Source organism: Bacillota bacterium (assembly GCA_036504675.1).
Lineage (GTDB): Bacteria > Bacillota > Sulfobacillia > JAJYWN01 > JAJZPE01 > DASXUT01.
Genome location: DASXUT010000186.1, coordinates 1 through 16676, shown reverse-complemented (window position 1 = coordinate 16676; position 16676 = coordinate 1). Strand labels below are relative to the sequence as shown.

Genomic DNA, 16676 nt, shown 5'->3' with positions numbered 1-16676 from the left:
CTCGACGTGGGCCGTGTTGATGGTGATCCCCCGGGCCTTCTCTTCGGGAGCCTTGTCGATTTGATCGAACGGTACGAACTCAGCGAACCCAGAGTTGGCGAGGACCTTCGTGATCGCCGCCGTCAGGGTCGTCTTGCCGTGGTCCACGTGTCCGATGGTTCCGATGTTCACGTGGGGCTTCGTCCGCTCAAACTTTTTCTTGGCCATTTGATTTCCTCCTTACCCTCGTCTCGTCTGAAAAGGATGTTCGAAGAGGTCTGCCTATCTTCAAGGGCCGTTCCTTGGGGCCCCTATTCCCGCGGCTCCGGCAGCGCGGCGCTTTGCCTAGCCGCGCCCGGTGGCCTGAGCGATGACCGTCTCAGAAATCGGCTTCGGGGCTTCTTCGTAACGGTAGAATTCCATCGAATAAACCCCTCGGCCCTGAGTCTTCGAGCGGAGGTCCGTGGCGTAACCGAACATCGCCGCCAACGGTACGAAGGCCCTGATGACCTGCGCTCCGGCTCGTTGCTCCATCTGGTCGATGCGGCCCCGCCGGGCATTGAAGTCGTTGATCACTTCACCCATGTACTCCTCGGGGACCACCGCCTCGACCTTCATCACCGGTTCGAGAATGGCCGGCTTGGCTTTCTCGGCGGCGTTCTTGAAGGCCAGACTGCCGGCAATCTTGAAGGCCACTTCGGACGAGTCGACTTCGTGGTAGGAGCCGTCGATGAGGGTGGCCTTGACCCCGATGGTCGGGTATCCGGCCAGGACGCCCGAGTCCATGGCCTCTTTGATGCCGGCCTGAACGGACGGGATGAACTCCCTGGGGATGACCCCGCCGACGATCTTGTTTTCGAATTCGAAGCCCTTTTCCACTGCCAGCGGCTCAATCTCGATCTCGACGTGGCCATATTGCCCGCGGCCGCCGGTCTGGCGGACGAACCGCCCCTCGGCCTTGGCCTTGGCGCGGATGGTCTCCTTGTAAGCAACCTGGGGCCGGCCGACGTTGGCCTCGACCTTGAATTCGCGGACCAGGCGGTCGACGATGATCTCGAGGTGCAATTCGCCCATCCCGGAGATGATCGTCTGGCCGGTGTCGGGGTCGGTGTGGAACCGGAAGGTCGGGTCCTCCTCGGACAGCTTCATCAGCGAGAGGGTCAACTTATCCTCGTCGGCCTTGGTCTTCGGCTCGATGGCCACGTCGATGACCGGCTGCGGGAACTCCATCCGTTCGAGGACAAGCGGGTGGTTCTCCTCGCAGAGGGTGTCCCCGGTGGTCACTTCCTTGAGACCGACGGCCGCGGCGATGTCGCCGGTGCGGATCTCGTCGACGTCTTCGCGGTGGTTGGCGTGCATCCGGACGACCCGCCCGATCCTCTCCTTGCGGTCGCGGGAGGCGTTGTAGACGTACGAACCAGTCTTCAGGACTCCCGAGTAGACCCTCAGGAAGCCCAGCTTACCGACGTAGGGATCGGTGGCGATCTTGAAGGCCAGGGCGCAGAAGGGCTCGTCATCGCTGGCCTGCCTGATCTCCTCCTGGTCTTCCTTGCGCGGATGGTGGCCGATGACCGGCGGGACATCGAGCGGCGACGGCAGGTAGTCGATGATCGCGTCGAGCAAGGATTGGACGCCCTTGTTGTGGTACGATGTCCCACAGATGACCGGGACGATCTTGCCGGCCAGGGTTCCCCGACGGAGGGCGGCCCTGATCTCGTCGGGCGAGATCGGCGTCCCTTCGAGGTACCGGACCATCAGGGTCTCATCGAAGTCGGCCGCCGCCTCGAAGAGGGCCTCGCGGTACTTCCGCTTACTCTCCTTGAGATCGGCCGGGACATCCTCGGTCACCACGTGGGTTCCCAGTTCGTCGGTCCAGATGAGAGCTTTGTCGCTGACCAGGTCGATGACCCCGCGGAAGGTGTCCTCGCTGCCGATGGGCAGTTGGACGGCCACGGGAACGGCCTTGAGGCGGCTCTTCATCATCGCGATGACCCGGAAGAAGTCGGCCCCGACGATGTCCATCTTGTTGACGTAGGCGATCCGCGGGACCTTGTACCGGTCAGCCTGTCGCCAGACCGTCTCGGACTGGGGCTCAACCCCGCCCTTGGCGCAGAAGACGGCCACCGCCCCGTCGAGGACCCGGAGGGACCGCTCGACTTCGACGGTAAAATCAACGTGTCCTGGTGTGTCTATAATGTTGACACGATGATCCCGCCAGTAGCAGGTCGTCGCGGCCGAGGTGATGGTGATTCCACGTTCCTGTTCCTGGACCATCCAGTCCATCGTCGCCGCGCCGTTATGAACCTCGCCCATCCGGTGGACCCGTCCGGTGTAGAAGAGGATCCGCTCGGTGGTCGTCGTCTTGCCCGCGTCGATATGGGCCATGATGCCGATGTTTCTGGTCTTCTCAAGTGAGTGTTCCCTGGACATCCCATCCCCCCCTCTCCGTCGAGGGGTTCTTTGCGACCGTCGGCTCGCCTCTCTGGCGGACCTGCCCGGCGAGCTACCCCTCGCTTACTACCAGCGATAATGGGCGAAAGCCTTGTTGGCTTCAGCCATCTTGTGCGTGTCTTCCCTCTTCTTGACGGTCGACCCGGTGTTGGCCGCGGCGTCCATCAACTCGGCCGCCAGCTTGTTCTCGAATCCCCGCTCGCCGCGGGCCCGAGAGTACTGGATCAACCAGCGCAACGCCAGGGCCAGCCGGCGGTCGGCCCGCACTTCGACCGGGACCTGGTAGGTGGCGCCGCCGACCCGGCGGGCCTTGACCTCGAGGACCGGCATGGCGTTCTTGATCGCCTGTTCAAACACTTCCAGCGGATCCTTGCCGGACTTCTCCTTGATGATCTCCATGGCCCGGTAGAATTCGCCTTGAGCGGTCACTTTCTTACCGCTGTACATGATCTTGTTGACGAACCGAGAGACGTTCAAGCTGTGGTAGATCGGGTCGGGAGTGACCTCCCGGCGCTCGACCGAACCCCTTCTGGGCATGACGGGCGAACCCCCTTACAGGCTACTTCTTGGGCCGCTTGGCGCCGTACTTGGAGCGACCCTGCATCCGGTTCTGGACTCCGGCGGAGTCCAGGGTCCCACGGATGATATGATACCTGACGCCGGGGAGGTCCTTGACTCTGCCGCCGCGGACCATTACCACCGAGTGCTCTTGCAGGTTGTGTCCGACGCCCGGGATATAGGCCGTCACTTCGATGCCGTTCGTCAGGCGGACGCGGGCGATCTTCCGGAGAGCCGAATTCGGCTTCTTCGGAGCAGTCGTCCGGACCTGCGTGCAGACGCCGCGGCGCTGTGGGCTACTCTTGAGCGCCGGGGCCTTGGACTTATAATGGACCGGCATTCTTCCCTTGCGAACGAGTTGGCTGATGGTTGGCATCCTCGTCCACCCCCCCTCGATAGGTGCTCAATGGCTCTTCCTTAGAACACGCATCCTGGTGTGTCTTACTCTCCAACAATCGCCGCCGAAGCCGCGCCGACCTCGATCCCACACGCTTTGCCGAGGGCGGCCATGGATTCGGCCCGGACGACCGGGATCGCCTTTTCTTCGCATCCACGGACGACTTCGCGAATGACCTTCTCATCCGCGTCCCCGGCCACAAAAACTACCTTAGCCTGGCCTTTTTGAATGGCCTTCAGGGTCTGCTTGGTTCCAATGGTCCTGGTCCGAGCCTGGCGTAGCTGTTCAAGGGGCATTCTCTCGGCCCTCCCCTGGCCACGCGCCGTTTTTGCTTCAAGGAGCGACAGACACTTTCATATTGTAACACCGCAAAAAAGGGCTGTCAATTTGAATTCACCCCGGCGGGGGCCGTCATTCGGCCCCGCCGGGCTTTATTCTGCGATGGACGGGTGGCCTTAAACCGTTGGTCTACCCTTCATCTTTGCCGGCACCGACGTCGCCTCCGTTGGCGGCTCCGGTCTCCGGAGTCGGCCCGTGGTCGGCGGCGACGGCCGCCGGGGCCGCTTCGTCGCCGGGCCGGCCGGCCTGGACCGGCACATCTACGTCGGGGTTGAGGGCCAAGGCCATGCCGGGCGGCAAGGCCGCAGCGTCCGGCTCCCCCCCGACCATCGATTCGGTCTCGGGCAGCGGGTTGCCTTCCTCGTCGAGGGTCAGGACCCTGATGCTGCGGTAGCGGGACATGCCCGTGCCGGCCGGGATCAACTTGCCGATGATGACGTTCTCCTTCAGGCCGAGGAGCGGATCGTTCTTGCCCTTGCAGGCCGCCTCCGTCAGCACCCTGGTGGTCTCCTGGAAGGAGGCCGCCGAGAGGAAGGAGTCCGTGGCCAGGGAGGCTTTGGTGATGCCGAGGAGGATCGGCTTGGCGACCGCCGGCTCGCCGCCGTTCTGGATGGCCCGTTCGTTCTCGTCCTCGAAGTCGAAGACGTCAATCAGGCCTCCCGGAAGGAGCTCGGTGGCGCCGGGGTCGTCCACCTTGACCTTGCGTAGCATCTGTCGAATGATGATCTCGATGTGCTTATCGTTGATGTCCACGCCCTGTAGGCGGTAGACTCTCTGGACCTCATGGAGCAGATACAGCTGGACACCGCGGAGTCCCTTCACCTTGAGGAGATCGTGCGGGTTGATCGAGCCCTCGGTCAGCTCGTCGCCGGCCTGAACCCTGGACCCGTCCTTGACCGCCAGACGGGCCCCGAAGGGGACCGCGTAGGCCATGGACTCGCCCTCGTCGGTGGTGACAATGGCCTCCCGGCGACCCTTGTTCTCGCCGAGCTTGAGGACCCCGTCGAGTTCGGAGATGATGGCTTGACCCTTGGGCTTGCGGGCCTCGAAGAGCTCCTCGACGCGGGGGAGACCCTGGGTGATGTCGTCGCCGGCGACGCCGCCGGTGTGGAACGTTCGCATCGTCAGCTGGGTGCCGGGCTCGCCGATGGACTGGGCCGAGATGGTCCCGACCGACTCGCCGACGTCGACCAACATACCGGTGGCCAGGTTGCGGCCGTAGCACTTCCGGCAGACCCCGAAGCGCGACTTACAGGTCAGGACGGAGCGGATCATGACCTCTTCGATCCCGACCTCGATGATCCGGTCGGCGTCCTCCTCGTTGATCTCCTCGTTGGCCTCGACGATCAAGTCGCCGGTGTTGGGATCGACGATCCGGACGACGGCCATCCGACCGAGGATCCGGTCATGCAGTGACTCGATGACTTCGTTGCCGTCGCGGATCTCCTTGACCGGCACGCCCACCGTCGTCCCGCAGTCGTCTTCACGGATGATAACGTCCTGGGAGACATCGACCAGGCGGCGGGTCAGGTAGCCCGAATCGGCGGTTCGGAGGGCCGTGTCGGCCAGACCTTTCCGGGCGCCGTGGGTGGAAGTGAAGTACTCCAGCACGGTCAGGCCTTCGCGGAAGTTGGCCCGGATGGGCAACTCGATGATCCGGCCCGACGGGTCGGCCATCAACCCGCGCATCCCGGCCAGCTGAGAGATCTGACCGATGTTTCCGCGGGCCCCGGAGATCGACATCATGTAGACCGGGTTGAATCGGTCGAGCCCCTTGACCAGGGCCTCGGTCACCCGGTTCTTGGCTTCTTCCCAGACGCTGATGACCTTCTGATACCGCTCGGTGTAAGTGATCAGACCCTGCTTGTACTGGTTCTCGATCTCTTCCACCCGGGACTCGGCATCGGCCAGGATCTGTTCCTTCTCCTTGGGGACCTCGATGTCCGAGATCGAGATGGTCATCCCGGCCCGGGTGGCATACTTGAACCCGAGCTCCTTGATCCCGTCAAGCATCTTGGCCGTTTCGGCGTTGCCGAGGACGCGATAGCACCTGGCGACGATCTTCCCCAGCATCTGGCGATCGACGACCCGGTTGATGTAACGAAGTGGCACCGGCAACCGCTGATTGATGATCAGCCGGCCGACGGTCGTCTCCAACCGCTCGCCCTCGTACTTGACCTTGATCTTGGCGTGCAGGTCGACCTCACCGAAATCGTAGGCCAGGGTGGCCTCGTCGAGGGAGGAGAAGATCTTGCCCTCGCCCTTGGCTCCGGGCTTCTCGAGGGTCAGGTAGTAGGTCCCGAGGACCATGTCCTGGGTCGGGGTGACGACCGGGGACCCGTCCTTGGGGTTGAGGATGTTGCCCGAGGACATCATCAGGATCCTTGCCTCGGCCTGAGCCTCCGCCGAGAGGGGGACGTGGACGGCCATCTGGTCGCCGTCGAAGTCGGCGTTGTAAGCCGTGCAGACCAGCGGATGGATCTGGATGGCCCGGCCTTCGACGAGCATCGGCTCGAAGGCCTGGATGCCCAGACGGTGCAGGGTCGGGGCCCGGTTGAGGAGGACGGGGTGCTCCTTGATGACCTCCTCGAGGACGTCCCAGACCTGGTCCTTGACCCGTTCGACCATCCGTTTGGCGCTCTTGATGTTGTGGGCGTGGCCGTCGTTGACCAGCTTCTTCATGACGAAGGGCTTGAAGAGCTCGAGGGCCATCTCTTTGGGCAGGCCGCACTGATGCATCTTCAGCTCGGGGCCGACGACGATGACGGAACGGCCAGAGTAGTCGACCCGCTTGCCGAGGAGGTTCTGGCGGAAACGCCCCTGCTTCCCGCGGAGCATGTCGGACAGGGACTTGAGTGGGCGGTTGCCGGGGCCGGTGACCGGGCGCCCGCGACGCCCGTTATCGATCAGGGCGTCGACAGCCTCCTGGAGCATCCGCTTCTCGTTGCGGACGATGATGTCCGGGGCGCCCAGGTCCAAGAGCCTCTTCAGGCGGTTGTTCCGGTTGATCACCCGTCGGTAAAGGTCGTTCAGATCGGAGGTGGCGAAGCGACCGCCGTCCAGCTGTACCATGGGCCGAAGCTCCGGCGGAATGACCGGGACGACGTCGAGGATCATCCAATCCGCCCGGTTGCCGGACTTCAGGAAGGCCTCGACGACTTCCAGTCGGCGGATGGCCCGGATCTTGCGCTGCCCGGAGACCTGCTTGAGCTCGGCCCGAAGCTCCTTCGACAGCTGCTCCATGTCCATCTCTTCGAGCAGCCGTTTGATCGCCTCGGCGCCCATCCCGGCCTTGAAAGCGTTTCCGTACTTCTCGCGATAGTCGCGGTACTCGCTTTCGGTCAGGATCTGCTTCTGGACGAGGGGCGTGTTGCCGGGGTCGGTGACGATGTAGGCCACGAAGTAGAGGACCTTCTCCAGAGCCCGGGGGGACATGTCCAGAAGGAGTCCCATCCGGCTGGGGATGCCCTTGAAGTACCAGATGTGAGAGACTGGCGCGGCCAGTTCGATGTGGCCCATCCGCTCCCGGCGGACCTTGGCCCGAGTGACTTCGACCCCGCAGCGGTCACAGATGATGCCCTTGTAGCGGACCCGCTTGTACTTGCCGCAATGGCACTCCCAATCGCGAGTCGGCCCGAAGATCCGCTCGCAGAAGAGGCCGTCCCGTTCGGGCTTGAGGGTCCTATAGTTGATCGTCTCGGGCTTCTTGACTTCACCGCGCGACCAGGCGCGGATTTGGTCCGGAGAGGCCAGCCCGATCCGCATCGAATCGAAATTCCTGACATCCAACAAGGCCTTATCCCCTTTCGGCTTGTGGAACAGCCCTGCTTAGGGTCAACCCGTGACCCGTCGGTCTAGCGCTTGGCCCGGGAAGTCGGGGACTTGCCCTTCGCCGGGGCCTTAGATGGGGCCTTGGCCGGGGCCTTGGCCGGGGCCTTGGCCGGGGCTTTGGCCGGGGCTTTGGCCGGGGCCTTGGCCGGGGCCTTGGCCGGGGCCTTCGCCGGCGCGACGGCCTTCTTGGCCGGCGCGGTCGCCTTGGGGGTCGACCGTCCCGCCGACTTACCGGCCATCACGGCCGCCTTGGGAGCCGGTTTCGCGCCGCGGGCGGCCGGCTTGGCCGACGCCTTGGCGGCGGTCCCGGTCTTGGAGGCTTTCGCCTTGGTCGATGTCAGCTTGACCGTCTTTGCCGTCGCCGGCTTGGTCTTGAGCTTCACCGAGGTCTTGGCCTTGAGCTCCTTGGCTTTCGAGGCGCTCTTGACCGCCTTGGCGGGGACCTTCCCGGTCGCCGCCGGCTTGGGCGTAGCTTTCGTCTGATCGCCCTTGGCCGGAGCCTTGGACGGGGTCTCCTTGACTTTATCGGAGGGCTTCGGCGGGGAGGGCTTCTCCGCCGCCTTGGCCTTGCTGGCTGGACCGGCCTCGCGGACGGGGTCGGTCACCGGCGGAGCGGGCGGTTCGAGGGCCGCTGCCGGCTCTTCGTTATGCTTTCGCGACGGGACCAAAGCGGCGGCGAATTCGGTGCGGACCGACCGCTGTACTGGTACGAGGGGAAGCTCGTCGACGGCCTCCTCGTCGGCCTCTGGCTCGGTGGCCGCCCCCTCATCCCCGGACGGGGCTTTGTCGTGCGCCGTCTCCTCGTCGTCGGTGATGACCGCTTCGTCATCCTCGGTCCCGGCCACCCTAACCTGGGTCGGCGGTTCGAAACCGGATGCCTCTTCGTCGGCCGGCTCCTCGTCGACCTCGCCGGCGTCGGCTATCCCCTCATCGGCGGCCGGTCGATGGCCCGGGAACGGAGCCCGGGTGGCCACACGCGACGGTTCCATCTCGCCGTCGATGTTCAATTCGAGATCGCGGGCCGTCTCGGCGATGTCGTCGTCGGTTTCCTTGATCTCGATCTCCTCATCGTTCTCCGAGAGGACCTTGACGTCCAGGCCGATGCTCTGAAGCTCCTTGATGAGGACCTTGAAGGATTCGGGGACTCCGGGCTCGGGGACATTCTCCCCCTTGACGATGGCTTCATAGGTCTTGACCCGGCCGACGACGTCGTCCGACTTGACCGTGAGAAGCTCCTGGAGGGTGTAGGCAGCGCCGTAAGCCTCCAGAGCCCAGACCTCCATCTCGCCGAAGCGCTGCCCGCCGAACTGCGCCTTGCCGCCCAGCGGCTGCTGGGTGACCAGGGAGTAAGGGCCGGTGCTCCGGGCGTGGATCTTGTCGTCGACCAAGTGAGCAAGCTTAAGCATGTAGACGTAGCCCACGGTGATCCGGTTGTCGAAGGGCTCGCCGGTCCGGCCGTCGTAGAGGGAACTCTTGCCATCATCCGGCAGGCCGGCCTTCCTGAGCATGTCGACGACGTCACCCTCGGTGGCCCCGTCGAAGACCGGAGTCGAGACAAACAGGCCGAGGGTCTTGGCCGCCCACCCAAGGTGGGTCTCGAGGACCTGTCCGATGTTCATTCTGGAAGGGACGCCCAGGGGGTTGAGGACGATCTCGATGGGCGTGCCGTCAGGCAGGAAAGGCATGTCCTCCTCCGGCAGGATGCGGGCGATGACGCCCTTGTTCCCGTGCCGGCCGGCCATCTTGTCGCCTTCGGAGACCTTCCGCTTCTGGGCGATGTACACCCGGACCAACTGGTTGACCCCCGGGGACAGCTCGTCGCCGTTCTCTCGGGAGAAAACCTTGACGTCGACGACGATGCCGCTTTCCCCGTGGGGGACGCGCAGCGAAGTATCGCGGACCTCGCGGGCCTTCTCGCCGAAGATCGCCCTGAGGAGCCGTTCCTCCGCGGTCAGTTCGGTCTCGCCCTTCGGGGTGACCTTGCCGACCAAGATGTCGCCGGTTCGAACCTCGGCCCCGATGCGGATGATCCCGCGCTCGTCGAGGTCCTTGAGGACGTCCTCGCCGACGTTGGGGATGTCTCGGGTGATCTCTTCCGGACCGAGTTTGGTGTCGCGGGCTTCGTGCTCGTACTCCTCGATGTGGATCGAGGTGAAGACGTCCTCCTTGACCAAGCGCTCGCTGATCAGGATGGCGTCTTCGTAATTGTAGCCCTCCCAGGGCATGAAGCAGCACAACACGTTGCGGCCCAAGGCCAACTCGCTGTGGTCGGTGCAGGGGCCGTCGGCCAGCGCGTCGCCGGCCTTGACCTTCTGCCCCTTGACCACCGTCGGCTTCTGGTTGATGCACGTGCCCTGGTTGGAACGAGAGAACTTGGTCAGCTTGTAGACGTCCTGGTCGCCGGCATGGGTCTCGACGATGATCCGTTCGGCCGTGGCTTCGGCCACCGTCCCGGCCCGCTTGGCCAGGATGACCACGCCGGAGTCCTCGGCCGCCTTGGTCTCCATCCCCGTGCCGACGAGCGGCGCCTCGACGACCAGCAAGGGCACCGCTTGGCGCTGCATGTTCGACCCCATCAGGGCCCGGTTGGCGTCGTCATTCTCGAGGAAGGGGATCAGCGCGGTGGCGATCGACACAACCTGCTTCGGCGAGACGTCCATGTAGTCGACTTGCTCAGGCGGGACGACCAGGATCTCGGCCTTGTAGCGAACGGTGACCCGGTTCTCGGTGAACCGGCCGTCGGTCTGCAGAGGCGCGTTGGCCTGCGCGATGACGGTTTCGTCCTCTTCGTCCGCGGTCAGGTAGGCGATGTCGTCGGTGACCGTGCCGCGCTCCTTGTCGACCTTCCGGTAGGGTGTCTCGATAAACCCGAACTCGTTGATCCGGGCATAGGTCGACAGCGACCCGATGAGGCCGATGTTCGGCCCTTCAGGGGTCTCGATGGGGCACATCCGGCCATAGTGCGAATGGTGGACGTCGCGGACTTCGAAGCCGGCCCGCTCACGGGACAGGCCGCCTGGGCCCAGGGCCGAAAGGCGCCGCTTGTGGGTCAGCTCGGCGAGCGGGTTGGTCTGGTCCATGAACTGCGACAGCTGGCTGGACCCGAAGAACTCCTTGACCGCGGCGACGACCGGGCGGATGTTGATCAGGGCCTGCGGGGTGATGATGTCGACGTCCTGGATCGTCATCCGCTCGCGAACGACCCGCTCCATCCGGGCCAGGCCGATGCGGAACTGGTTCTGCAGCAGCTCGCCCACGGAGCGCAGGCGGCGGTTGCCGAGATGGTCGATGTCGTCGGTCGTGCCGAGACCGCGCATCAGCGTGAACATGTAGTTGACGCTGGCGATCATGTCCGCCTTGGTGATCGTTTTGTGACCCAGGGGCTGGCCCTGGTTGCCCATGACCCGGACGATCAAGCCGTCCTGGGTCTTGACGTCGAGCTGATTCAGCCCGGCGGCCTCGATCCGTTCGGCCAGGCGCCGGTCGATGGCCTTGCCGGCCTCGCAGATGACCGCACCGTCCGCGCCGGCGACCCGCTCGACCGGGGCGGTGCCGGTAATGCGGCGCTTGATGGCCAGCTTCTTATTAATCTTATATCGTCCCACGCTGGCCAGGTCGTAGCGCTTAGGATCGAAGAAGAGGGACTCCAGGAGGGAACGAGCGCTCTCGACCGTGGGCGGTTCGCCCGGGCGGAGGCGCTTGTAGATTTCGATCAGGCCCTCCTCTTCAGTCTCCGTCCCGTCCTTGTCCATGGTCGACAGGAGCGGGGCCGATTCGCCGAGAAGGTCGATGAGGGATTGCCGCGAACCATGACCGATGGCTCGCAAAAGGACGGTCACCGGCAGCTTGCGGGTCCGATCAACCCGCACCCAGACCACGTCATTGCTGTCGGTCTCGTACTCCAGCCAGGCCCCGCGGTTGGGGATGACCGTGGCGCTAAAAAGCCGCTTGCCGGCCGGGTCGAGGGTCTCGCCGTAGTACACGCCGGGGGACCGGACCAGTTGGCTGACGATGACCCGCTCGGCACCGTTGATGACGAAGGTGCCGTTCTCAGTCATCAGCGGGAAGTCGCCCATGAAGACTTCCTGCTCCTTGACTTCGCCCGTCTCCTTGTTGATCAGGCGCACCCTGACCCGCAGGGGGGCGGCGTAGGTCACGTCGCGCTCCTTGCACTCGTCCACCGAGTACTTGGGCTCACCGAGACTGTGATCGATGAACTCGAGCACCAGGTTGCCGGTGAAGTCCTGGATCGGCGAGATGTCCCGGAACATCTCCCGCAGACCCTCGTGGAGAAACCACTGGTACGAGTTCTGCTGGATCTCGATGAGGTTGGGCATCTGCAGCACTTCGTCGATCCTGGCGAAGCTAACCCTGACGCGCTTTGAGCCTGTGAGATGGACCATGAAGTCTCTCGTCACCCCTCGGCAGGATTTGATCGCCTCGGCCCGGGTGCACGGCCAAAAACCAAAAGACCAAAACTGAGCTTATAAGTGGGCGCCCCTATAAGCCTATTTTGGGCTGTTGGTGGTGGGCCAGTGCTCCTTCTTAGCCCCTCTTACCCTAAAGGAACAGTCTTGCCCAGAGAAGCCAGAACTATGCCTTTGGAGGGTTTTGAGGTACAGACGTAGCAATTTAATATAATATCATGGTGACATCTGGCTGTCAAGGGAATCCGCCCAGCCAAGGTCGGCTTGGAGCGGCGGTTCAAGCCCGGCGTGGCGGCCTTCGCCGGCCTCCCGGGAGCGCGTGAGGGGTGACCCCTCGTCAGCCCGTCGAAGCAAAAAAATCGGGGTGGGGCGTTCTTGCGGGACGCCCCACCCTGTCTTCACGGACGATCGCGGGCGCGCTCAACCGGCGAGCGGTCGGGCCACCCAGAAAGATCGGCGGTGACTACTTGATCTCGACTTCCGCGCCGACCTCTTCAAGCTTCTTCTTCATCGCCTGAGCGTCTTCCTTGGAGACCTTCTCCTTCACCGGCTTCGGAGCCCCGTCGACGAGGTCCTTGGCTTCCTTCAGGCCGAGCCCGGTGAGTTCCCGGACGACCTTGATGACCTGGATCTTCTGGCCACCGGCGCCCTTCAGGACGACGTCGAACTCGGTCTGCTCGGCCGCCTGGGCGGCGGGAGTGGCACCGCCGGCCGCGGGAGCGGCGGCGACGGCCATCGGGGCGGCGGCGGAGACGCCGAATTCCTCTTCGAACGCCTTGACCAGCTCGGACAGCTCGATGACGGATAGGCCCTTGACGGCCTCGATGATTTCCTTGACCTTACCTTCAGCCACTTTGGGTGTACCTCCTTGATGATGACCAGGATGAGAATCTGGGTTGGTAGTCTGGCCCGGTCGACAAGACCGTCAGGCGGCCGGTGATTCGGCCTCCTTCTTCTGACGGAGAGCCTCGACGGCGTAGGCGAACTGGCGGAGCGGACCGGCCAGGACGGAAGCCAGGCCGGCGAGGGGGGCCCGGAATTGCCCGGCCACCTGAGCCAGGAGGACTTCCCGCGGGGGCAGGATGGCTAGGGCGTGAACCCGTTCGGCCGAGATGACCTTGCCCTCGAAGATGCCCGCCTTGATCTCCAGTTCCTTGTTCGCCCGGGCGAAGTCGGTCAGGATCTTGGCCACCTGGGTGGGATCGTCGTAGCCAAAGGCGATGGACACCGGACCGGCTAGGTAGGGCTCGAGGCCTTCGATACCGGCCTCCTTGGCCGCCCGCTCGGTGATGGTGTTCTTGATCACCCGGTAGTCCACTCCGGCCTTGCGCAGCTTCTGGCGGAGCTTGGTATCCTGGGCGACGTTCAGGCCCCGGTAGTCGGCGAGGACGGTGGTTTGAGAGCGCTTCAGCAGCTCGGCCACCCCGGCGGCGATCCGGGCCTTTTCTTCCTTGGTCTTCATTCTTCTTGTCTCACCTCCCCCGGCACCGGGTCACCGGACCCGGCGTGAGATGAATCGGGGTCCAATCTGGAGGGGCAAAACGAAAAGACCTCCGGCTGTGACAGCGGAGGCCTGGATCGCCAAAGGGATCGACCCTTGACTTGGGGGCCCCGGCCTCGGCTGGCGGCGCATCGCGCCTTTACGCCCCTCCCGGGGGCACCGGCTGTCTACAGCTCAGGTTCTTCTTTGCGGCTTTTGGGACCGGACAAGACTGATTCTACCATCGCCGCCGCGCGGCGTCAAGCCGGCCGGAGTCGGGCATCGGCGCCTCGCCGGCGGCGAGCGCAAGCCGAGGGTGGGGCGGAGAGGTCGCCACCGCCCATGCGGGCGGTGGTAGTACACCTCTCCGGAGCCCACCCACACCTGATGATCTGATGGCTTTTCGGGCCCATGGCGGGCCCTCGTCTTTACTGAGTGATGCCGGCCGCCTGCATCGGGTTGATCCGGATGCCGGGACCCATCGCCGACGAGACAGCGACCGAGCGCACATACTGCCCCTTGGACGCCGCCGGCTTGGCCTTGACCACCGCTTCCATCAGGGCGCTGAAGTTCTCCTGGAGAGCCTCCGGGGTGAACGAGGCCTTGCCGATGGGTGCGTGGATGATGGCCGTCTTGTCCAGCCGGTACTCGATCTTGCCGGCCTTGATCTCGCGGACGGCGTTCTTGACGTCGGACGAGACCGTGCCCGTCTTCGGGTTCGGCATCAGGCCCCGAGGACCGAGGACCCGGCCAAGCTTGCCGACCATGCCCATGACGTCCGGGGTGGCCACGGCGACGTCGAAGTCCAGCCAGCCCTGTTCGATCTTCTGGACCATGTCCTCGGCGCCGACGAAGTCGGCCCCGGCTTCCAGGGCCTCCTTGGCCTTGTCGCCCTTGGCGAAGACCAGGACCCGGACGGCTTTGCCGGTCCCGTTGGGGAGGGTGACCGCGCCGCGGACCGTCTGATCGGCCTGTTTCGGATCGACGCCCAGCTTGATGGCGACCTCGACGGTCTCGTCGAATTTCGCCTTGGCCGTCTCCTTGACCAGCTTCATGGCCTCGGCCGGGTCATAGAGCTTGGCCCGGTCGACCAGCTTGAGCGAGTCTTCGTAACGCTTTCCGTGAATGCTCATGAGTCCATGACCTCCTGTGGTTCAGGCGGGCTTGAGAGGCCCTCCCACCCGGGAATATGTCCTCAAGACCGGCCGGTATTCGCCGGCCGGTCCAAAAGGCGTCGCTAACCATCGGGACCTCGGAACGACTACTCGGTGATCTCGATGCCCATGCTGCGAGCGGTGCCCTCGACCATCCGCATGGCCGCTTCCAGCGAGGCGGCGTTGAGATCCTGCATCTTCAGCTCGGCGATCTTCTTGACCTCGGACCGGCTGACCTTGCCGACCTTCTTCTTGTTCGGCTCACCCGAGGCCGTCTCAAGACCGGCGGCCTTCTTGAGAAGGATCGCGGCCGGCGGCGTCTTGGTGATGAAGGTGAAGGAACGGTCCTCGAAGATGGTGATCTCGACCGGGATGATCAATCCGGCCTGGGGAGCCGTCTTCTCATTGAACTCCTTGGTGAACGCCCCGATGTTGATGCCGTGGGGGCCGAGGGCCGAACCCACCGGGGGAGCCGGGGTAGCCTTCCCGGCAGGGATTTGGAGCTTGACAACCGCCGCAACCTTTTTCGCCATTGTCTAAGGACACCTCACTAGAGCTTCTCGACCTGTCCGAAGTCCAGCTCAATCGGGGTTTCACGACCGAAGAGCGAAACAAACACCTTCAGCTTGCCCTTTTCGTAGTTGATGTCGTCGATCTGCCCGACGAAGCCCTCGAACGGTCCCGCCGCCACCTTGATGCTCTGGCCGCGCTCGAAGGTGATCTTCGGGCGGGGCTCGTCGATGCCCATCTGCCTGAGGATCACCCGGACCTCGGGCTCCTGCAGGGGAATGGGCTTGGCGCCCGATCCGACGAAGCCGGTCACCCCGGGAGTGTTCCTGACCACGTACCAGGAATCGTCGTCCATGATCATTTCGACCAGGACGTAGCCGGGGAAGACCTTCTTCTTCGTGATCTTCTTCTTGCCCTCTTTGATCTCGACTTCTTCCTCCATAGGCACCAAGACGCGAAAGATCTTGTCCTGCATGACCATGGACTCGACCCGCTTCTCGAGATTCGTTTTTACCTTGTTTTCGTAACCGGAATAAGTGTGAACCACGAACCAGCTCTTGTCGCCCATATCAAGAAAGGGGCGGCCGGTGAAGCGGCACAGCCCCCACCCCCTCGGTCAAGCTTTTAACAGGAAGGTCAACGCCTTGCTGAAGACCGAGTCGGCCACCCACATCAAGATCGAGACCACGGCCACGGAAAAGACCACCACGACCGTGTAGAGCGCGGTCTCCCGAGAGGTCGGCCAGATGACCTTCTTCATCTCTGCCCGGACTTCACGGAAGAACCGTCCGATGGCGGGGAGCCACCCCCGTAAGTTCGCCACTCGGTTCACACCCTTCGGGTATTCTTGCCGAAATTTGGCCCGCAAACAAAAAAGAGATAGCTTGCAGGCGCGGAGGGACTCGAACCCCCAACATGCGGTTTTGGAGACCGCCGCTCTACCAATTGGAGCTACGCGCCTATTCCTTTATGGCCTTGCCGTCTCTATGTCGCGGCCACGGCGGCCCAGGCGCCGCTCGCCGCCCTATTATGATACCACGAAGAAGCTTGTTTATCTAGTTTCCTTGTGGGCCGTGTGCTTGCCGCACCACTTGCAGTACTTCTTCATCTCGATGCGGTTTGGGTCATTCTTCTTGTTCTTCATCGTCGTGTAGTTCCGGCGCTTGCATTCGCCACAGGCCAGAGTGATGATTTCGCGCATTTTTCCGCTTCGCACCTCCGTCCAAACCCGCCCAGGGACAATCGCTATTACAGCCTACCACAAGTTGAAAGAGCTGTCAATACGAGCCTCCGGGCGTGTTGTTGGACTGTGATATTGTCACCCTTAAGTGGGACTGAGAGAATGTCACCATGAGAGGGGACATTTTTTCTTTGAGCGACAAGGAAGTGATCCGGCTTTACGAGATAAGGCAGGCGGTTGAGGGCCTCAAGACGGTCAAGGAGGTGGCCGAGGCATTGGGCTTGAGCGAGCGGCAGGTCAAGCGGCTTAAGGCGGGGTTCAAGAAGGTCGGGCCGCGCGCCCTCGCCCACAAGAACCGGGGTCGTAAGCC

Annotated in this window: 14 protein-coding genes, 1 tRNA gene and 1 pseudogene; 1 reads left to right on the top strand and 15 read right to left on the bottom strand. The window is 63.6% G+C overall.

Translation table 11 applies throughout. From position 1 onward, the window contains the following. From VGL40_14655 to rpmG, 15 genes and pseudogenes are all read right to left on the bottom strand, one after another. Positions 1-207 (bottom strand): GTP-binding protein (locus VGL40_14655; GenBank protein HEY3316501.1); only part of this gene is annotated, 207 nt, incomplete at its 3' end. 117 nt (positions 208-324) lie between these two features. Beyond that, a complete protein-coding gene (fusA, locus tag VGL40_14650) occupies positions 325-2409 on the bottom strand; it encodes an elongation factor G (GenBank protein ID HEY3316500.1) in 2085 nt (694 codons plus the stop codon). Positions 2410-2496: 87 nt separating this feature from the next. Next, positions 2497-2967, bottom strand: a complete 471-nt coding sequence (rpsG, locus tag VGL40_14645) for a 30S ribosomal protein S7 (GenBank protein HEY3316499.1) — start codon at positions 2965-2967, stop codon at positions 2497-2499. A gap of 22 nt (positions 2968-2989) precedes the next feature. Next, positions 2990-3364 carry a 30S ribosomal protein S12 gene (rpsL, locus tag VGL40_14640; GenBank protein HEY3316498.1) on the bottom strand — a complete coding sequence of 125 codons (375 nt, stop codon included), beginning with the start codon at positions 3362-3364 and terminating at the stop codon, positions 2990-2992. A gap of 65 nt (positions 3365-3429) precedes the next feature. Beyond that, positions 3430-3681, bottom strand: coding sequence for a ribosomal L7Ae/L30e/S12e/Gadd45 family protein (locus VGL40_14635; protein HEY3316497.1), 252 nt, complete (start codon positions 3679-3681; stop codon positions 3430-3432). Positions 3682-3853: 172 nt separating this feature from the next. After that, complete coding sequence (rpoC, locus tag VGL40_14630; protein HEY3316496.1) at positions 3854-7516, bottom strand: DNA-directed RNA polymerase subunit beta'; 3663 nt, start codon at positions 7514-7516, stop codon at positions 3854-3856. Between the two features lie 920 nt (positions 7517-8436). Next, a pseudogene (rpoB, locus tag VGL40_14625) lies at positions 8437-11958 on the bottom strand (DNA-directed RNA polymerase subunit beta). A gap of 487 nt (positions 11959-12445) precedes the next feature. Continuing rightward, positions 12446-12835 (bottom strand): 50S ribosomal protein L7/L12, encoded by a 390-nt coding sequence (rplL, locus tag VGL40_14620; GenBank protein HEY3316495.1) that lies wholly within the window; start codon positions 12833-12835, stop codon positions 12446-12448. Between the two features lie 72 nt (positions 12836-12907). Beyond that, positions 12908-13444: a 50S ribosomal protein L10 gene (rplJ, locus tag VGL40_14615; GenBank protein HEY3316494.1), complete on the bottom strand. Its 537-nt coding sequence runs from the start codon at positions 13442-13444 to the stop codon at positions 12908-12910. A 446-nt stretch (positions 13445-13890) separates the two neighbouring features. Continuing rightward, positions 13891-14595: a 50S ribosomal protein L1 gene (rplA, locus tag VGL40_14610; protein ID HEY3316493.1), complete on the bottom strand. Its 705-nt coding sequence runs from the start codon at positions 14593-14595 to the stop codon at positions 13891-13893. Positions 14596-14723: 128 nt separating this feature from the next. Further along, positions 14724-15149: a 50S ribosomal protein L11 gene (gene rplK, locus VGL40_14605; GenBank protein ID HEY3316492.1), complete on the bottom strand. Its 426-nt coding sequence runs from the start codon at positions 15147-15149 to the stop codon at positions 14724-14726. A 17-nt stretch (positions 15150-15166) separates the two neighbouring features. Then, a complete protein-coding gene (nusG, locus tag VGL40_14600; protein HEY3316491.1) occupies positions 15167-15694 on the bottom strand; it encodes a transcription termination/antitermination protein NusG in 528 nt (175 codons plus the stop codon). A 48-nt stretch (positions 15695-15742) separates the two neighbouring features. Continuing rightward, the gene (gene secE / locus VGL40_14595) at positions 15743-15949 is read right to left on the bottom strand and encodes a preprotein translocase subunit SecE (GenBank protein ID HEY3316490.1); all 207 of its coding nucleotides are present in this window, start codon (positions 15947-15949) and stop codon (positions 15743-15745) included. A gap of 64 nt (positions 15950-16013) precedes the next feature. Further along, positions 16014-16087: transfer RNA gene (locus tag VGL40_14590), tRNA-Trp, on the bottom strand. A gap of 90 nt (positions 16088-16177) precedes the next feature. Next, on the bottom strand, positions 16178-16327 hold the full coding sequence (gene rpmG / locus VGL40_14585) for a 50S ribosomal protein L33 (protein HEY3316489.1): 150 nt from the start codon (positions 16325-16327) through the stop codon (positions 16178-16180). Between the two features lie 149 nt (positions 16328-16476). Here rpmG and VGL40_14580 point away from each other — a divergent pair. Beyond that, the coding region (locus VGL40_14580; GenBank protein HEY3316488.1) for a helix-turn-helix domain-containing protein at positions 16477-16676 on the top strand (200 nt) is incomplete at its 3' end.